Raw genomic sequence first — 18,314 nt, forward strand, 5'->3', positions numbered from 1 at the left:
GACGACCGGGACCGATCACCCTTGTCACTGATTGACATCCGCAGACGGGGTTGTCGGGGGTGAACGGGGGCGAGCCGACAGGACGTCGTCAGTACCGACCGCACCCACCGCCCCACCATCGGGACGACCCGCAAATGCGCTCATACCCGGTGACGTGGTACCGGATCGGACCGTGTCCGCCATCAGCGCAGACGGCGAGCGGCCGGTCGAACCGCATCGGCATCCAGGCGGGTGGACACCCACCTCCCGCACTGGTTCGGCACCGCCGACGAACGCCCCGTCGAGTTCCTCAGCATTCTCGGCCCACAGGGCGAACGCGTCCACATCAAGGCCCGCTACCGCCCCGACGATACCCCAGCCCATCTGAGCAGCCAGCCCAGACGGCCCGCGCTACGCCCTGAGGCAGACAGACGCCCTCAACCGCACTCCCGGGTGGCCGGCGCGAGCCCTCGGCCGTGACCGCACTGGTCCCATCACGGCGCCTTCTCGCGGTGACCGCGAGAAGGTGCCGTGGCTGTGCCGGACTATTCGTTATTCGGCAGCGGCGGGAGTGATGCCCCGCAAGTTCTCCAGCACCTCGGACGGGACGGGCTTGTCGAGCATCTGGTAGATGTTCACGGTGTCGGCACCGAAGACGGTGGCCTGGTAGTACCGCTTCGCACCGGGATTCTCAGTCAGGTGGTTGGGCTCGCCGGTGGAGTTGGTGACCGCGGTACGCCGGCCGTCCTCGGTCGCCACGGCGGTGCTGTGGTGGCCATTGGTGTCACCGCCGTGCCCCCAGACCGTCCCGCCCGGCGTGTCGGTGCGGAACAGGCCGAGGCCGTAGCCGCCCTTGATGTGGGAGCCTTCCGGCAGTGGAACGGTGGTCTTCATCTCCTTGAGCTGCGCCTGGGAGAACAGCTTGCCCTGGAGGACCGCGGAGAAGAAGCGGGACAGATCGGTCGTGGTGGAGATCATGGCCCCCGCGGCCCCGGCCCAGCTGAGCGGCCAGTCGGAGACGTCGGTGTACTGCGGGGTGCCGCTGGCGTAATTGATCGCGTAGCCGTGGGCGTATCCCGGGCCGGTGCCGGTCGCCTTGGGCTCGGCGAAGTAGGTGTGCCTGAGGCCGAGCGGGCGAGTGATGCGCTCCTCCACCAGAGTGGCCATGCTCTTCCCGGTCTGCTTCTGCAGGATCATCCCGAGCAGGGTGTAGTTGGTGTTCGAGTACTGCCAGCCCTTGCCCGGCGCGAAGTACGGCTCGTGCTTGAACGCGACGGCGAGCAGCTCCGCGTCGGTGTGGACGTGCTGCGGGTCCTTCTCCATGTTGATGAAGAAGTCCGGGTCGCTGGTGTAGCTGAACAGGCCGCTGGAATGGTTGAGCAGCATCCGGACGGTGATGTTCTCGCCGTTCGGCACGACGCCCGGCAGGTACTTCTCAACCGGCGCGTCCAGCTTGAGCTTGCCGCGGTCGACCTGCTGCAGCGCGAGTACGGCCGTGAAGGTCTTCGTGTTGCTGCCGGCCTCGAACTGGTCGTGCACGGTGATCGGACGGCCGGTGGTCTTGTCCGCTACTCCCTGAGCCAGGGTGTAAATCTGCTTTCCGTTGTCGATTCGGGCGATGTAACCGGGTGGGCCGGCCTCCATGACATGCTTGGCAACCTCCCGCTGCAGGGCGTCATTCACGATAGGCGTAGCGGACTTGTCCGGCTTCGGCCGCTCGTCACTGGCGACGGCAACCCCGGAACCGGTCAGCGCAACAGCCGTCGTCAAGACAAGTGCTGCTTTCAAGAAGATGTGGCGAGACTTGGTGACATCGTTCGAATCCGTCATGCTTCAATCATGTCGGGACATGTCAGCTGAATCATTGCAGACGGCTACCCAGGTAAGCGTCCAGCCAGTGTCACTGATCAGGTAGTGCCTGCACTACCTGCTGAGTCGTTCCTCAGCCTGCCGTGGCCGCCGAGGCCAGGGAGATGGCGGAGGGTGGGGAATGCTCGGCGCCCCCGTATCGGCGGGCGCTGGGGTGGCGTGAGGGCCTGCAGGATCGCAACTTGAGCCGTTGCTGTCCGCGCCGGGTCGGCGTTCGGGCCGGTGGCGGACTCACCGGCACTGATCAACGGGATTTGTGGAAGCTGCTGACCGGGGCGCCGTGACGGGACCTGCCCGACCGCTATGGGCCGTGGAAAAGCTGCCATGAACGGTTGCGGCGGTGGACGGGACGTGGGATCGGACCCTGGCCCACGCGCATGAGCTGGGTGCTTGCTTGTCGCACCCACGCGACTTTGGCAGGAATGCATCCTTGCCCTTTATGCGAAAGGGGTAACGGTGACAACAAGTGACTGACTACGACAGGTTTGCGAACGCCTATTCGGCGGAGAACGAGTCCAACCTGTCAAGGCGTACTACGAGCGACCTGAGATGCTCCGTCTCGCCGCCGACGTACGAGGTCGCCGGATCCTCGAGGCGGAGTGCGGGTCCGGCCCGTTGTCAGCTGCGCTGCGTGCCAACGAAGCCGTGGTCACCGGCTTCGACGTGAGTGCGGCCATGGTCGAACTGGCCCGCCAGAGGCTGGGTGAAGACGCCGACCCGCACGTGGCGGACCTGAACGCGCCACTGCCGTTCGCAGACGCCGAGTTCGATGACGTCGTCGCGTCTCTGGTCCTACCTACCTAAACGACTGGTCCGGCCCCCTCGCCGAGCTGCGTCGCGTGCTGAAGCCAGCCGGTCGCCTATCCTCTCGGTCATCCACCCCGCCGTCTATGCGATCGCGTATCCCAAGGCCGACTACGACGAGGCGCGGCTGGTCTTCGAGAAGATGCTCACCTACAGCACTCACCTGGGCCTGTACTCGGCGAGCGGGGGCGCCACCCTCGCGCCCGGGAACTACGTCGGTTACCTCGTCGGCGCCCTGCTCGGCATCCTGGCACCCCGCCTGGCTGGCTCCGCGACGACGATGCGCGTGGCTCTTGTCGTCACGGTTCTCGCCCTGGCCGCAAGGCCGTTGACCACGTCCCTGCCGGTCTGGATGATCGCCCGCGGCGTCTCCGGAGTCGCAAGCTCGCTGGTGTTCGTGGTCGCCACCAGCGCCATGCTTTCCCGGCTGCGCGGCAGCGCCCCGCAGCTGGCCGGATGGGGCTTCGGCGGGATCGGGGCGGGACTCGCACTGTCCGGGCTGCTGATCCTCGCCATTCACTCGACTCTCGACTGGCGCGCGGCGTGGATGCTCTCCGCGGCCATGGCCACGGTTTTCGCCGTCCTCGCCTGGAGCCTGTCGGCCGCCGAGGGACCGGCTGCCGACGCGCCGGTACGAACCGTGCGGCACCGTACCCATCGCTGGTTCTGGTGGGCCTTCGCCAGTTATTCCGTGGAAGGTGTCGGCTACATCATCGCCGGGACGTTCCTGGTCGCCGCGATCAAGCAAGCGGGCCAGGATCGGGTCGGCTACGGCGCCTGGGTGATCGTCGGGATCGCGGCGTTGCCGGGCGCGGCGCTGTGGGCCGCCCTCGCACGACGGTGGAGCCGGCCGACACTGATGGTCGCCGCGCTGATCCTGCAGGCGATCGGGCTGGCCCTGCCGGCGCTACTACCGGGCGCCGTCGCCGCCGTCGTCGCCGCCCTGTTCGGAGGCACCTTCGTGGGGATCAGCAACCTGGCCCTGGCCATCGGCACCCACCTGCGGCTCCCCCGCGCCGTCGCGCTGCTGACCAGCGGGTACGCCGTAGGTCAGATCACCGGCCCGCTCATCGTCGAACCCCTGCTGGGCAACGGCTACCAGACACCGCTGCTGATCGGCGCAGGCATCGTGGCCCTCGCCGCCCTCGCCGCCGCAGCGCTGCGACTCGGCTTCCCTCACCGGGTCGGCGACATGATCGAGCCGTCCCGCGCGTCCCTGTGATCGATCCTGGTGATGTCCACCGATACCACGAGGCGGAGGAATCGAAGGCTTCCCAGCTGCGGCCGGACAGCGGCCAGCCATGCATCAGCACGACCGAGTCCCCGCCGCCGAAGTCCCCGCAGTACAGCTCGCCGCCGCCGCTGACGGTGAGGGCACTACTGCTTGGGCGCGGCGCTCGCCCGGCTCGAGGGCGAGATCGGCCTGCGGGCGCTGTTCGACCGGTACCCCGACCTGACGCCGGCTGGCAAGCCGCACCGCCGTCCGACCCGGGTGCTGCGTGGCTACGACCGCGTGCCGGTACGGCTGCCGCCCGCTTGAGCTTGTGCGCCGCCCTCGGCTCCGCTGCCAGAACCGAGGGCGGTGGTCGCGTCAAGGAGCGAACTCAGCCTTGGTAGGAGATGCCGGCCTCCGCGAGGCGTTCCAACCCGGACATGAGTCGGTCAGCGTCAGGCCCCAGGAACATCCGCATCCAGGGCAGCGGCCGAGCGTCTCCGCTGTACGGCCACGGCCACGCGGGAGCGAACAGCACACCCGTGCGATCGAAGCAGTCCTGCCGGAACCGCTCGGTCGGGGCCTTCCCGCCGTCAGTGGAATGGGCCTCGACATGGCACGCCGGCACGGCGAACAACATGTAGGAGGTGCATTCGCCCAGGTGTACCTTGTCGGCCGGATAGCCGAGTCGCTGCCGAAGGAACTCCCCAATCAGGTGGCGCTTCTTGGTGTATTTGCGCTGCTGCTCGGCCAGGAACGCATCGCTCGCCGGATCCTCGAGCCAGCGCGCCATGGCCTGTTGCTGGATACCTCCGTACATCAGACTGTGGTGCAACCGGTATCGATTGACCAGAGTCTCCAGGGTCGACGGGTCACCGACAACCGTGCCGAGCCCCCAACCGTTGCAGTGGAACTGCTTCCCCAACGAACGCACGGCCAGCCAGTGATGGCGTCCGGCCGGCCGGTTCGCCAACTCGCCGAGCACTATCTTCAAGGCGGAGGTCGGGGTGACTCCGAGGTTGTGCACGGCGAAGTACGCGTCGTCGACGAGGACCGCGGCATCCCGGTCGAACGCCGTACGGACAGCTTGCGTCACGAACGACGCTGGCCAGTTCACCGCCGTTGGATTGTGTTGTGTGTTGACCACGACCAGCGCCAGCCGCTCCTTGGGATTCCCAGCGATGTCGTCGACGAGGGCCGCGAACGCCTGCGGATCGGGGCGAAAGCCGTCGGTCGGCGACAGCTCCAGGTACCGAACGCGGTATCCGAGGGGTGTCAGTACACCGCTGTAGTCCCAACTCGGGCCAGCGACCACAGCCACAGGAATGCGGTCGGTGGTGTCCTCGGCACGAAGGAACCGGCCGTAGTCGTACATCGCGCTGCGGGTGCCGGTCCACGTCACCGCGAGGTCGAGCCGGCCCTCCCAGGTCGCCGGGTCGTCGAGCCCGTGTTCCGCGAGCAGCCGGGGGATCAGCGCGCGACGCAGAGCCGGAAGGCCGTACATCGACAGCTGATACCCGTGGCCGGAGCGCTCCGTGGAGTCGACGCACGCCGCGAGGCCCGTAGCGACTTCGGACCAGGTCTCCCCGAAGCTCAGACACAGCGGGTCGCCCTGCGGCGATCCCTTCCGCAGGTAGTCCCGCAGGAGTTGGGCATCCGGCATCACGGGTGGGGAATCGTCGGCCAGGAGCGTGGTCAGCGCGTGTTGCATGCACAGCCTTTCATCGTGACAACACGGAGTTGTCTGCCGTTTGACAGCCAATCGGTCTACAGCGGTGAAACCACCAATGGATGCGCGGACCAGGCGCTGGCTCACTGATCCGCGCGTAGTGTTCGACGGTTCCGGGGCCGAGGTTCGAGCCGGCCAAAGCATTCCAGATTATCGATAGACGACATCAGCCTCGACGTAAGGCGGGCCGGTGTCACCTGGCAATATTCCGAAAGAAGAACTCCGCCTTTCGTGCCTTCACACAGCGATGCCACCGACTCCGGCGGCGGTCCCGGGCGCGTCTGCTGCGGGCGCAGCCCGGGAACCGGCGACCCGCCGAGATTGCGCAGGGGCCACCGCCCGACCGCAGGCAATGCCGCCACAGTCACCGCCTCAGGCCGGATTCAGGTGGCCGGCTGCGGTCACCAACGAGCGGCTGATGGCCAGTCCACCCGATCGGGAAATCATCCACTATTCCGATATGCATTGCTGGACTTGGCGGGCTGAATCTCCGCAGGAGACGCCCGAGAAGAGCACCTGACCCGCGTTTCCGCGGGTCCACAGCCCGCCTCCGACTTCACCCGGGAGCGCTTGGAGCAGGGCCTGACGGATGAAGACTGGCTGCCGGCGATAGGCGAGAAGGGCTGGGTCGTGTTCGGCCGCGACCAGAACATCCTCAAACGGCACCTGGAGCTACAAGCCTTCCTCAAGGCCAAAGTGCACATGTTCCTGGCCCTCGGCGACGCGGCCCGTGACCACATCATCGAACTGGTACGCCTGAACCTTGCACAGATCTGCGCCCGGACCTCAACACCCCACCCGAACGTCTACTGGCTCAGGCGAACAGCGTGATCAGCTACGAAGAGCGCCTGACTGAGATTGACCGCCGCCGCCGATGAAGGCCCAGGGTCCGAAGGCAGTGCGAGGAATGCACCAAGCCCTGCAAGCGCGGTCGCGCCGCTTGGTAACTGCGCGATCGAAGCTGCAGCGATGCTGGTGTCCTGTAACCGCTCTCCGGGCGCCGGCTCACCAACCCTGCTCAGGTTCTATCCGAGTTCCACCACGCCTGCTGACAGTTACTGTCAGAATCGTGAACGATCTCATCCAATCGCAACGCTGCGTACAGTTGGCGCACACTCGCGCCAGGATCAATTTCGTTGAGGCCAACTTGCTGATCAAGGAGCCGGTTCAACTCTGCTCGGTCGGGAAGATGGCCAGATGGGCGCCCCAGCAGACACCAGGCTTCGGCCGCGTACCAGATTTCAACGATGTCGCCACTACGGGTGGACCCAACAAGGAAGGCATCCAAAGCCCCGCGCAACTCGTCCATTAGGTGCTTCTGCTCGGAGTACGCACATCCCTGGGTGGCCGACAGCAGTAACGCTGCATGGAAGATGCGATCAACGGGCCACTCACCGATGCTTGTGTCGTGTGCCAGCGCCTTCCTCGTTTCATCCATCGATTGCAGGCACAAACGGGGGTAGGCACTGGCCAAGTAACTCAGCGTCACCGGAGAAGCGGGGTGGGTCCCGAGGGAATCGGCGGCCTCCCGTTCGGTAGGCATCGAATCGCCGCGGCCCGTCGCTAGGCCGAGCGCCAATCGATCGACCAACTTCATCGGTCGGTCCCGGGTCACAACGATAGGCGTAGGCGTGTCCAGGTGGGTTAGCAAGTGAACTGCGGCGGCGGTGTCCAGCACGTCGGCGTGGCCAACTTTGTCGGGCAAGCGTCCTTGCGAGCGCACGATCCGTAGCAGGGTCTCTGTTTGCACGTGTGGCAGGGCCACCTCCATCGCTGTCGCGTGAGCGGCTTCGACCACTGGCAATATCGCACCTTGACCCAGTTCGCCGCCGCGCGCGTACTCGGGACGCCCCAGTGTCTCCAGTGTCCACCTCATTCGGTCGGCGAAGGCGCGCGGATCCACCGCCTGCACGGCTACCAGCGGCCACAAGTCGGCAATTACGGCGATGTGCACGGCGGCCGGTGCGTCCGGGCCGGTATGCGTCAGTCGTGCCGCGGCAAGGGCGCGCACTTCAGTAGAGATATCGCAACGCTGGCGAGCGACGACGGCAAGGATCGCCGCCACCGCGGCGTCGGCTACCGAATCGACCCCGGCGCAAGGCATCTCGGTGCCGGCTCGACGCAGGAGGGTTGACCAGTCGGCACCACCGGCAAAGCCGTTGACGTGGTTCAGTTGGTTGACCAGACGAGCCGCTACGGCGGTTCGACGTGGTGAGTTCGCGGGGTCGGGCGCGGCAAGAACGACCGCGGCCCACTGAAGGGTCGCGGTGCGGTCATCGTCGCTGAGTCGACCGATTGCGTTCAGAGCCATTAGCGCGCGAACCACGGAAAGCCGCAGGAAACCGTCGGGGTCGCCCTCGCCTTCCTGCTCCCGAGGGAGCCAGCGCACCAGCAGCGTGGTGGCCTGTTCACGCTGCGCAGGTGACAGTTGCCCGGCCTCGGCCAGAGCCCACACCGCGTCGGCGTACAACACCGGATCGGGGTCCAACGGCGTTGCCGTTGCCGGATAGACGGGCCCTGGATAGATCAGGTCCTTGGTGTGCGCTCCGGCTCGCTCCAGCCAAGCCTGTGACAGCCGCACCCCAGGTCGCTCCGCGCCGGCAACCGTCGAGCAGGCTGTGAGGACCGTCAAGGCGGCTGCCAGCGCGACCCGGACGGTCAGGTTCCGCACTACGGTGAACACCGCTGTCACCCTCCTCGCGATCAATCTGCCGGTTCTGGATCGATTGTGTCGTCGGCCGCTGCGGGTACGGTCGCAGCGGCCGACGCGGGCTTGCCCGATCAGTAGTCGGTGATGCGTCCGGCGCTGGCTAGCCGGTAGGTGCGGTTGGTCGTGGGGTACTCGATAGTGCTGTTGGTGACCATCTCGACACTGTGCGCGCTGTACCCGCGCGGGAAGCTCAAGTCAACGTTCCGGGACATGTGCTGGATGTCCTGCCGGGTCATGTCCAGCCTGACCTCGCGGGCACTCACCGTTGCGCCTTCTTCGCCGACCTCGACACCACCCCAGGCGACCGAAACCGTGCCACCGCCGATGCCCAACGCCTTGTATGTCTGCGTCATACGCATCCGGTCCACGTCCGCGCCCGTGCGGTCATACACAGCCGCGTAACCCTTGACATAAACACGCTGGTGCGCGGAGTTCGGGAAGTAGTACATGTTCATGTTGTGATGGGCACCGCGAGTGCCCAGGGACTGCGGATCCCTGGCGTTGGTAATCCACTCGGACATGTAGGTGCGGCAGGAATAAACGCCGTTGCTGTTGACCTCACATTCCGGCCCGATCTTGTCGGAGCCACGAACATCGGCGAGGGCTGGAGTGGCGTTCGCAAGAGGAAGTGCCAAGGCTGCGGTCAGTAGTAGTCCCAGCCCTGCCGCTCGGCGGCCGCGCCCCGCAGGGTCGACCCGAGCCTTGGCGGCGGTAGTAACATCTCCGCGGATCATGATCTCCTCGTTTCCTCGTCAATTCTGATCGAGCGCGTTTCAGGTCAGTTGGTCCGGGAAGTGGCGACGACCGCCCCACTACATCAACGGCGCGCGCGGGGGGCAAGCGAACAAACGCCCAACTCGCTGCGCATGCCAGTTGTGCAAATGCACAGACCGGCCTTTGCCAAAGCAGGCCGCTGTCAACGTACGGACTCACGTGCCCAGGAAGTACGGGATGAAGGGTCTGACGCTGATCCCGTGAAAGGGCGCTTCGGAGGATCAGCGAAGCCGGACCCGCGACGCGTACCGCCATCGCCGACAGGATCAGGACTCCGAGGCCGAGGACCGCGCCGACGCACAGGGGCCGCGCCCCACGCGGCGCCGATACCCCCGCTTATCGCACGTCCTCCCCACCAGCGCATCCGTCATCGGAGCGCATCACCTGGTCCACCGCCTGGCCCGCATGATCAGCTCGCGCCGCGCTGCGCCCTCGGCGTCGGTTGCCCTGGTCGTTCGTCGGATCACGGAAGCCCTGGGTGCTTCTTCCCAAGAGGGTCGGGTTTGGGCGGTTCGCCGCCCGCGATCCGGGTAGGAACCACACGGGTACCCCGACGCGAATGGAGAGACGATGTTCAATCCACTGGACCACAAGGGGATTCCCCTGGAGAGCCAGCTCCGCAACTGGCGTGAGCTGAACGTCGAGCCGATCGATCCGGAGGCGGTCGACCCGTACACGCGCTGCCGGATCATCACGATGAACGGCATCGAGGTCGAGGCGATCAATTTCCAGCACCAGTTCGCCCGCAACTGCCCGGACCAGGAGGTCCGCCGCCAGTTGGCGTACGTCCGGTACGTGGAGAGCCAGCAGCAGCGGGTGGTGAACTGGTTGCTTCCCGGCGTGGCGAGCGTGCTGGAGACGACGCTCGGCTACGAGCAGGTGGCGGTCGACCTCACGGCCTGGGTGGCCCGCCACGAGCCCGACCCCTACTTGAAGCAGGCGTACGAGTTCGGCGTGCTGGAGGACTTCGACCACCTCTACCGCTACGCCAACCTGTACGAGATGGTCGAGCGCCGCAAGGCCGAAAAGATCGTCAACGGCCTGACCGAGGTGATGCCCGGCCGGCCGACCGCGCAGGAGCACCGGCACCCGTTCGACGAGGTCCGCACCCCGTACGACCGCAACTCGGTGGACCCGCGCTCCAAGCTGCACGCGCTGACGATCCTCTCGGCCGAGCAGCAGGTGATGTTCTACTACATGAACGTCGGCCCGCAGTACATGGAGCCGATCGCGCGCCAGCTCTACCAGGAGATCAGCCTGATCGAGCAGGAGCACGTCACCCACTACGAGTCACTGCTGGACCCAGGCGAGAACTGGTGGGAGCGGCTGCTCACCCACGAGTACAACGAGTGCTGGCTGTACTACTCCTTCCTGCAGCAGGAGAGCGACCCCCGGATCAAGGCGGTCTGGGAGCTGCACCTGCAGATGGAGTTGGCCCACCTGCAGCAGGCGGCCGATCTGCTGCGTCGGCACGACGGCCGGGAGCCGGAGGAGATCGTCGGCAGCGCCGGCCTGCCCGAGCCGTTGACCTTCGAACCCAACAAGGAGTACCTGCGCCACCTGCTGGCCACGACGGTCGACGTGACGAAGCTCGGCGAGGGCTACGTCACCGAGGCGCACGAGCGCTTCGAGTGGATGCAGCAGCAACTGCACGATGGCCAGCAGCCGCCGAGCGAGCAGGTCATCGAGATGCACCGGGAGCGTTTCGGCGACGAGTACCGCATCGAGACCGAGGGGCCGCACCCGGTGCAGCGCCTGCGCGCCGAGGGAGGCAGCCATGCCTGACACCGGCGCACCGGCCACGCCCGGCCCCGAGGAGGACGTGGTCGACCTGCTGCTCGCGCAGCACGCGCAGGTCGAGCAGCTCTTCCTGCTGGTCATCGGCAGCACCGGCGACACCCGCCGCGGCGCCTTCGACGACCTGGTGAAGCTTCTCGCCGCACACGAGACCGCTGAGGAGGAGGTCCTGCACCCGCTTGCCCGGACTCTGCCTGGAGGCGGTGGCGATGCGATGGTCGACGACAGGCTCGACGAGGAGCGGCAGGCCAAGGAGACGCTGAAGACACTGATCGCGGGCGGCGTGGACGCCGACGGCTTCGACACCGGCATCATCCTGCTGCGCGAGGCCGTGCTCACCCATGCCCGCTACGAAGAGCGCTACGAGTTTCCCCTGCTGCGTCAGCACGTGCCGGCCGGACGGCTGCGCAGCCTCGCCACCGCCGTACGCGCTGCGGAGGCCACCGCACCGACCCGACCGCACCCCAGCACACAATCCGCCAAGGGCAACCTCGCTGCGGGTCCGGCCCTGGCGGTCCTCGACCGGTTCCGCGACGCGATCCGGAAGCCGTCGCAGAGCTGACCGGAATGACCCGTGCGCCGGGAAGGACAGGATGTTCAGCCCGGAGTACGGGTTAGACGACGTCACAAGGTGGTCGGCGGCTGTTCCGTACGCCGCCGACCACAGCGAGCGGGGGAAGACAGGGGCACGGCGAACGCGCCGGTTGATCTCGCGGCCGGCGCGGGCTTGACGAGGCCGTGACCGCGGATGTGCGGCGACATCACCGGATCCCGCTTACCGACACTGGCATGCCAACAGCTCAGGCGACACGCGCGAAAGCGCAGGCGACACGAGCGCGGGCGGCGGGCGCCTTGCACGGGGCTCGGGTCACCACGGGCGCACATGTCGGCGGCGAGAGCCGTTCCGTGCGGCAACACGGAAAGGCGCTCGGCTCGGGGATGACGCGGAGGGCATCTGCCGTCGTCGGCACGATCTCCGGCAACGCACGGCATCAGGCAGGGGCGACAGCTGGTCGAACCGGCCGGCGTGCCCCGACCGCACTGCGCTCAGCCCTTCGCCGACGATCTGCCATCCTCGTCGCCGGGGCGGCCGCCGCCACGGTGGCCGCTGGTGCGATCGCGCGACGCCGCTTCAGGCTTGGCCCCGGGTTCACCATCCGGCGCAGGTGCTGACGCGGTGGCGACCCCGGCCGAAGGCGACGAACGGCCGGCGTACGCGCATGTCGTCCGTTGCGCCTCCCCGCGCCCTCTAGCGGCGGCGCTGCCCCCATGATCGCGTCCGCGGCAGTTGGCGCAGGGCCACCTGGAGGGGGTGTCCGGGATCGACCCTCCCGGTCGGAGGCGACCGATGGCGCTCCACGCGGCCAGCAGTGGGCGCGCTGTCGATCAGTAGGCGTCGGCGAGCTGCCGGCGGAGTTTGGCCAGGGCGCGGGTCAGCAGCCGGGACACGTGCATCTGGGACACGCCGATCTGCTCGGCGATCTCGCTCTGCGTCTGGTTGCCGTAGAAACGCAGCGTTAGGATCCTCTGTTCGCGCTCGTCGAGGGTGGCCAGGGCCGGGCCGAGGGCGACGCGCAGCTCGGTGAGGGCGAACTCGCCGTCCTCGCCGACGAGCATCTCGCCCACCTCGGTGGCGCTCTCACCGTCGCCGATCGGGGTGGACAGCGACACCGCGTTGTACGCGCGGGCGCCCTCCAGGCTCCAGCACCTCGTCCTCGGTGAGCTTGAGGTGCGCGGCGATGTCAGCCACCGTCGGTGAGCGACCGAGGGTGTGCGACAGGGTGCTGTTGGCATCCGAGATGGCCAGCCGCAGCTCCTGCAACCGGCGGGGCACCCGGATGTCCCAGGTGCGGTTACGGAAGTGCCGCTTCAGCTCGCCCACGATGGTCGGGATCGCGTAACCGGCGAAGTCGACACCACGGCTCGGATCGACCTTGTCGATCGCCTTGATCAGACCCACCGCCGCGGTCTGGATGAGTCGCCGGCCGGCTCACCCCGGCCGCTGTAACGCCGCGCCAAATGGTTGGCCAGTGGCAGCCAGGCCTCGATCGCTCGGTCCCGCGCCGCGTGGCGCGACGGATGACCGGCCGGCAGTGCCGCCATCGCGATCAGCAGCCGGGTCGCCGGAGCGTCCGGGGCCGCGTCGTGCCCGGCGCATACGTCAGTCGCAACGGGCCGTTCGGTGGTGGTGGTCATCATGTTCGCCTTCTCCGCATCGCACCGGCCGCGCCTTATGAATTCACCAGTGCCACCAGCCAGATCCCTCCGTTATCGCGGGCGGACCACCACCCACGGTCACCGCCAACGGCACCGGCCGGTCGCATGGCGGCAATCTCACCTTTACGGTGGACTCCGGTGCGCCATCTCACCGGCGTCGCACCCAGCGCCACAACGGCGCGCAACCGCTCGCTGATAATCAATGAAAGCCCTGAGGTTTTCCTGGAAGTTGGTCGGGTATCGATGACGGTTGACAGCGGAAAACAGCCGCAATGAGCCGCATCCTCCATACCGCACATCAGGAGCTGATATGACTACGCCCGCTCAGACCCGCGGCACCGACCACGACGGACGGGATGTTCGCCGCGTGCACCGGCACGGCGACGAGACCAAGCCGTCCTGGAAGACCACCGAGCTGGCGGTCTATCTGCTCGCCGTCATCGGGGTCCTGATCGCCTCCAACGCTGTCGGCGACGGCGCCGCCGACAACGGCAGCGACTACTTCGCCGCCGACAAGGCCTGGTGGTACATCACCCTCCTGACCATCGGCTACCTGATCAGCCGCGGCCTGGCCAAGTCCGGCAGCCGCACCCCGGACCACGACCCGCGCAGCGGCCACTGACCAACCTCCGGAAGCCCCGCGTCACCCGTTCTCCGACGGGAAGCGCGGGGCTTCCTCGTGTCTGCGGGTAATCGGGGATGATCCGTCGGCGCGGGCACCCCGTATAAAGCGGACTCGTCGTCATCGACGGCGGCAGCCCTCTCCGTCCGCGAAGGTGTAGGCAGGACGGCCGAGGGTAGCGCTCCTATTGGGTCAAGACACGCGCCCGAATGCCGCGCCCGACCGCACCGCAGCGACGGACGTCGCCGAACACCGAGCCGTACACCGATCGGTCGGAACCGCCGCGAACCCCCATCGCCGCTCACCGAGCAGCACCGCCAGGACACGGATGTGCCATCGCGCTGGTCGCGGGAGTCGTCCTCTCCGCCGTGGTGGGGGGCTGAGCGACGCCAAGGTGCGCGGCCCGGACGAGGCGGCACGTCGATGACCTGACCGCAACCCCCAGGCACGAGAGGAAGAGCCGTGAGCCAGAACCAGCACCAGCAGCAGGACCCGCAGCAGCAGCACCGCTCCCCCGAGGAGCAGACCGGTGGGCAGCAGTCGGCCCCCGGCACGACGAAGGAGATGCCCGACCAGCCGGATCACGGCGAGGAGAGCTACCAGGGCACCGGCCGTCTCGACGGCAAGCGGGCAGTGATCACCGGCGGTGACTCCGGCATCGGCCGGGCGGTCGCCATCGCCTTCGCCCGCGAGGGCGCCGACGTGCTCATCTCCTACCTGCCCGAGGAGGAGGACGACGCTCGGGAGACCGTGCAGTTGGTGGAGAAGGCCGGCCGTAAGGCGGTCACCATCCCGGGTGACATCCGCGACGAGGCGCACTGCCAGGAGATCATCTCCCAGGCGGTCAGCGGGCTGGGCGGTCTGGACATCCTGGTCAACAACGCGGCCTACCAGATGTCGCAGCCCGGCGGCATCACCGACATCACCACCGAGCAGTTCGACCAGGTGCTCAAGACGAACCTGTACGCAATGTTCTGGCTCTCCAAAGCGGCCGTGCCGCACATGCAGCCCGGCTCCACGATCATCAACACCGCGTCCATCCAGGCGTACCAGCCCTCCCCTGACCTGCTGGACTACGCCACCACCAAGGCCGGCATCATCGCCTTCACCAAGGGCCTGGCCCAGGGGCTGGCGGAGCAGGGGATCCGGGTCAACGCCGTGGCACCCGGACCCATCTGGACCCCACTGATTCCCGCCACGATGCCCGAGGAGAAGGTCGAGTCGTTCGGCGAGGACGTTCCCCTCGGCCGGGCCGGGCAGCCGGCCGAACTGGCTCCCGCCTACGTCTTCTTCGCCTCGCAGGAATCCAGCTACGTCACGGGGGAGGTGCTCGGCGTCACCGGCGGCAAGCCACTGGCCTGACCAACTTGTCACCCGGGCCGCCGACACCCTGGTGTCGGCGGCCCGGGCGCCTTTCGTGACCGGGATAACAGGGTTTTTCGTTACGTTTCGCACGCTGTTGTCCGGGTACCAGAAGCAACCCCGGTGGAGTCAAGAAGCGGCCGAACCGATCCCCTCGTGACAGGCGCGCTTCCCGGCCGTGGCCGCAACCACGGCGTTCCCGGGACGGCGCGGCCCTGCACAGTTGGAAGGCCGCGCCGTGACACCACCCCGCACTCCCACCCATCCTGACCTGCCCGTTGACCGGTACGTCCGGCCGCTGACCGGGCAGACCGCGCCGCTGTTCACCGACCGACTAGACGTTCCGGCCTACGATCGCTCGGCGCTGGTTGCCGCCGTGGTGCACATCGGCGTCGGAGGTTTCCACCGCGCCCACCAGGCGGCCTACCTCGATTCCCTGGCTCGCCTCGGCGAGACCGGGTGGGGCGAGGTCGGAGTCAGCCTGCACTCCCCAAAATGCGCGACGCTCTGGCACCGCAGGATTTCCTCTACACGCTGGTCGAGCGGGACCGCACCGGCGACACCCTGCGAATGGTCGGCGCGATGGTCGACTACCACTACGCCCCGGACGACCCGGACGCGGTGCTCGACCGGCTCGCCGACGAGCGGACCCGGCTGGTCACCCTGACCGTCACCGGGGCCGGCTACCCGGTCGACGAGCACGGCCGGTTCCGGTCCGACGATCCGGTCGTACGGGCCGACCTCACCCACCCCGCCGCGCCGACCGGCACCTTCGGCTACCTGGTGGAGGCGCTGGACCGGCGCCGCCGGGCGGGCCTGCCCGCCTTCACCGTGCTGTCCTGCGACAACCTGCCGGACAACGGCGCCTCCACCCGGGCGTCGGTGCTCGGGTACGCCCGCCTGCGCGATCCGGCCCTCGCGGACTGGATCGAAACGCATGCGAGCTTCCCGTCGAGCATGGTGGACCGGATCACCCCGGAGACCGACGACGAGCTGCGCGAGCTGCTGGTCGACCGGTACGGGCTGCGCGACAACTGGCCGGTGATCACCGAGCTGACTCTGGCGATGCTCGTTTCGGTGGCTCCAGCGGTGAATGACGAGTAGCACACCGTCTACAGCTAGCGCCGTCGAGCTTTTGGGTGCCGAGTAAATCAGCGCTCGCTCCCCCGCCGTCGTCGCGCTCCGCACTGGCACTCTGTCGGCCCCGACAGTCATCGTGGGCCGCTGAGCGGCAGCCCGTCCATCATGGGTCGTAGAGCTGAGCACGGATGCCAATCGGCCAACGAGTTACGAGACCTGCCTTGGAGCGGTCGAAACTGCGGTCGCTGGCGCTTCTGTCGCTCGCCGCCCTGCGAGGCGTCCGCGTCGAGGGTCGACTCACGGCCATCGCGACGGTCTGCTCGTGGCTCGACCGGTGGCGCAGCGACAGCGACGCCGGCCCGATCTGGCCGTACTGGATCACCAGGCCGCAGCTGCGCGCGGGCCGCGCCTCGACGTCGGACACCCAGCGGCCGTCGTGGTGCTACGGCACCGCGGGCCTGGCGTACGCGCAGCAGCTCGCCGCTCTCGCGACCGGCGACCCGGGCCGTCGCGTGACTGCCGGACACGCGCTCGCCCGCGCTCTGATCGACCCGCGTCAGCTCGCCGCAACCGCGAATTCCTCGCTGTGCCACGGGTACGCCGGCCTCGCGCACATCGCCCACCGCGTTGCCGTCGACGCGCCCCCGGGAATCGCGGCCCGCCTCGACGCTCGAATTCCCCACCTGCTCGGCCTGATCGATTCCGCAGGTGCCGGCCCTCGGCGTACGGCTGCTGCCCTGATCGACGCCGGCCCGGGGCTGCTCGAAGGTGCCGCCGGAGTGACCCTGGCCGCCCTGAGCTGCAGCACCGCGTCGCCGCCGGGCAGTTCCTGGGACTCCTGCCTGTTCACCACCCGCCCTGTCCAATCCTGACGTGAGGATGTCCGATCCGATACCGATACCTGACTGGCGGCAGTACACCGTCGTGTTCTCCAGCCCAGCCTCAGCCGAGCACATCGCTACGACCGTGCTGGCCCCAAGGCCGGCCGCTGCGCAGGACGACGGCGTCCTGCACGGCTGGTGGTACGTCCGCAAGTACCCCTCGTGGCAGTGGCGGTACGTCGCCGACGACCCCACCTCTCACCTCGTCGAGGACTTGCTGGAGACGCTCGCCGTCAAGGACCGGATCGTCAACTGGACCCGAGGCATCTACGAGCCGGAGACCCTCGCCTTCGGCGACTCGGCCGGAATGCAGGTCGCCCACGACCTCTTTCACCAGGACAGCCGCCAACTGCTCCTGGGACCAGGCCTCACCGGGTCGGCCGCTCTCGGTAGAAGCGAACTGGCCGTCCTGTTGTCCAGCGTGCTGATGCGGAGCGCCGGGCTGGACTGGTACGAGCAGGGCGACGTGTGGGCCAAGGTCGCCGAGCTGCGCCCGACCCCGGCCCTGCCCGCAAACGAGGAGGGCACGGCCGCCCTGGGCCGGGCGATGAACCGACTCATGATCGTCGACATCCGCAGCCTGTGCCACCCCACCGGCAACGGCCCGCTGGCGGGCCACGGCCCATGGGTCGACGCGTTCGAGGCGTGCCGCTGGAGCAGGCGTACGCCGACAGCCCCGTCTACACCAAGACCGACGGCCGTGGCGCCTCGATCAGCGCCGCCTCGCAGCCCCGGATCGTGGCCATGATGCTCGAACAACTCGACGCCCGACCGGGCCACCGGGTCATGGAGGCCGGCGCCGGCACCGGCTACAACGCCGCTCTCCTGGCCGCCATCGTCGGCGACACCGGACGCGTCGTCACCATCGACGTCGACGACGATCTCGTCGAGGGCGCTCGGAAACACCTTGCCGCCGCAGGCGTCGCCAAGTCGACGTCGTGCACGGTGACGGCGCCCGCGAACCTCAGTTTACCTGCCGGAAACCTTGACATGTTCACGTTAACATCCCACGATAGCCCAAGAGATTACTGCCCATTCCATCGCTCCGACCAGCGGTTCTCCGCGCTACGCACGGCCGAACAATCCAGGTTCGGGTGCCACCCCATCCGGTTCCGCCACCCCGCCCCGGCGTTCCGAGCCGCACCGTGCCCAACGCCGGACCGCACCGTGCCCAGCGCCGGACCGCACCCGTCCGTATCACCGGGCGCGCGCACCACCGAGGAACCGCAACCAGCGTCATCGGGCCCCCCACCGTAGGACGACACGGAGGAGACAAA

General features: G+C 67.9%; 17 protein-coding genes and 2 pseudogenes. 14 read left to right on the forward strand and 5 right to left on the reverse strand.

The features are described 5' to 3' along the window. Nucleotides 1-531: 531 nt before the first annotated feature. Complete coding sequence (locus ACTMSW_RS29190) at nt 532-1,809, reverse strand: serine hydrolase domain-containing protein (RefSeq protein WP_441183954.1); 1,278 nt, start codon at nt 1,807-1,809, stop codon at nt 532-534. Nucleotides 1,810-2,038: 229 nt separating this feature from the next. Between ACTMSW_RS29190 and ACTMSW_RS29195 the strand changes: the two are divergent. The 4 genes and pseudogenes from ACTMSW_RS29195 to ACTMSW_RS29210 form a co-directional block, all read left to right on the forward strand. Further along, nucleotides 2,039-2,224, forward strand: a pseudogene (locus ACTMSW_RS29195) (transposase); the annotation flags it as partial. Between the two features lie 173 nt (nt 2,225-2,397). Beyond that, entirely contained in the window at nt 2,398-2,652 is a 255-nt protein-coding gene (locus ACTMSW_RS29200; RefSeq protein WP_441183955.1) for a class I SAM-dependent methyltransferase, read from the forward strand. Further along, nucleotides 2,618-3,874 carry a YbfB/YjiJ family MFS transporter gene (locus tag ACTMSW_RS29205; protein WP_441183956.1) on the forward strand — a complete coding sequence of 419 codons (1,257 nt, stop codon included), beginning with the start codon at nt 2,618-2,620 and terminating at the stop codon, nt 3,872-3,874. Before ACTMSW_RS29200 ends, ACTMSW_RS29205 begins: the two co-directional genes overlap by 35 nt. Nucleotides 3,875-4,036: 162 nt before the next feature. Then, nucleotides 4,037-4,192, forward strand: coding sequence for a hypothetical protein (locus ACTMSW_RS29210; protein WP_441183958.1), 156 nt, complete (start codon nt 4,037-4,039; stop codon nt 4,190-4,192). 64 nt (nt 4,193-4,256) lie between these two features. Here ACTMSW_RS29210 and ACTMSW_RS29215 read toward each other — a convergent pair whose 3' ends face one another. Next, a complete protein-coding gene (locus tag ACTMSW_RS29215) occupies nt 4,257-5,681 on the reverse strand; it encodes an aminotransferase class I/II-fold pyridoxal phosphate-dependent enzyme (RefSeq protein WP_441183959.1) in 1,425 nt (474 codons plus the stop codon). A 483-nt stretch (nt 5,682-6,164) separates the two neighbouring features. Between ACTMSW_RS29215 and ACTMSW_RS29220 the strand changes: the two genes are divergently transcribed. Continuing rightward, nucleotides 6,165-6,425, forward strand: coding sequence for a hypothetical protein (locus ACTMSW_RS29220; protein ID WP_441183961.1), 261 nt, complete (start codon nt 6,165-6,167; stop codon nt 6,423-6,425). Between the two features lie 187 nt (nt 6,426-6,612). Here ACTMSW_RS29220 and ACTMSW_RS29225 read toward each other — a convergent pair whose 3' ends face one another. Next, nucleotides 6,613-8,277, reverse strand: coding sequence for a hypothetical protein (locus tag ACTMSW_RS29225; RefSeq protein WP_441183962.1), 1,665 nt, complete (start codon nt 8,275-8,277; stop codon nt 6,613-6,615). A gap of 98 nt (nt 8,278-8,375) precedes the next feature. Beyond that, nucleotides 8,376-9,038 (reverse strand): hypothetical protein, encoded by a 663-nt coding sequence (locus tag ACTMSW_RS29230; RefSeq protein ID WP_441183963.1) that lies wholly within the window; start codon nt 9,036-9,038, stop codon nt 8,376-8,378. A gap of 610 nt (nt 9,039-9,648) precedes the next feature. On the opposite strand from ACTMSW_RS29230, the gene ACTMSW_RS29235 reads away from it, so the two are divergent. Together ACTMSW_RS29235 and ACTMSW_RS29240 are read left to right on the forward strand one after the other, a co-directional pair. Further along, nucleotides 9,649-10,863, forward strand: a complete 1,215-nt coding sequence (locus tag ACTMSW_RS29235) for a hypothetical protein (protein ID WP_441183964.1) — start codon at nt 9,649-9,651, stop codon at nt 10,861-10,863. Further along, a complete protein-coding gene (locus ACTMSW_RS29240; protein ID WP_441183965.1) occupies nt 10,856-11,437 on the forward strand; it encodes a hemerythrin domain-containing protein in 582 nt (193 codons plus the stop codon). Before ACTMSW_RS29235 ends, ACTMSW_RS29240 begins: the two co-directional genes overlap by 8 nt. An 824-nt stretch (nt 11,438-12,261) precedes the next feature. Here the strand turns inward: ACTMSW_RS29240 and ACTMSW_RS29245 are convergent. Then, a pseudogene (locus tag ACTMSW_RS29245) lies at nt 12,262-13,071 on the reverse strand (SigB/SigF/SigG family RNA polymerase sigma factor). Nucleotides 13,072-13,230: 159 nt separating this feature from the next. Between ACTMSW_RS29245 and ACTMSW_RS29250 the strand changes: the two are divergent. The 7 genes from ACTMSW_RS29250 to ACTMSW_RS29280 all read left to right on the forward strand — a co-directional run bounded on the left by ACTMSW_RS29250 (nt 13,231) and on the right by ACTMSW_RS29280 (nt 18,294). Continuing rightward, entirely contained in the window at nt 13,231-13,368 is a 138-nt protein-coding gene (locus ACTMSW_RS29250; protein WP_441183966.1) for a hypothetical protein, read from the forward strand. A 34-nt stretch (nt 13,369-13,402) separates the two neighbouring features. Further along, nucleotides 13,403-13,714 carry a hypothetical protein gene (locus ACTMSW_RS29255; RefSeq protein WP_441183967.1) on the forward strand — a complete coding sequence of 104 codons (312 nt, stop codon included), beginning with the start codon at nt 13,403-13,405 and terminating at the stop codon, nt 13,712-13,714. Between the two features lie 462 nt (nt 13,715-14,176). Next, entirely contained in the window at nt 14,177-15,076 is a 900-nt protein-coding gene (locus ACTMSW_RS29260) for an SDR family oxidoreductase (protein ID WP_441183968.1), read from the forward strand. 495 nt (nt 15,077-15,571) lie between these two features. Then, nucleotides 15,572-16,180, forward strand: coding sequence for a hypothetical protein (locus tag ACTMSW_RS29265; RefSeq protein WP_441183970.1), 609 nt, complete (start codon nt 15,572-15,574; stop codon nt 16,178-16,180). Between the two features lie 197 nt (nt 16,181-16,377). Continuing rightward, a complete protein-coding gene (locus tag ACTMSW_RS29270) occupies nt 16,378-17,028 on the forward strand; it encodes a lanthionine synthetase LanC family protein (protein ID WP_441183971.1) in 651 nt (216 codons plus the stop codon). 7 nt (nt 17,029-17,035) lie between these two features. Next, nucleotides 17,036-17,785, forward strand: coding sequence for a thiopeptide-type bacteriocin biosynthesis protein (locus ACTMSW_RS29275; RefSeq protein WP_441183972.1), 750 nt, complete (start codon nt 17,036-17,038; stop codon nt 17,783-17,785). Next, nucleotides 17,683-18,294, forward strand: a complete 612-nt coding sequence (locus ACTMSW_RS29280; protein WP_441183973.1) for a methyltransferase domain-containing protein — start codon at nt 17,683-17,685, stop codon at nt 18,292-18,294. The genes ACTMSW_RS29275 and ACTMSW_RS29280 overlap by 103 nt, the downstream gene beginning before the upstream one ends. Nucleotides 18,295-18,314: the final 20 nt, after the last annotated feature.

The sequence above is a fragment of the Micromonospora sp. BQ11 genome (assembly GCF_052068135.1).
Classification (GTDB): Bacteria; Actinomycetota; Actinomycetes; order Mycobacteriales; family Micromonosporaceae; genus Micromonospora.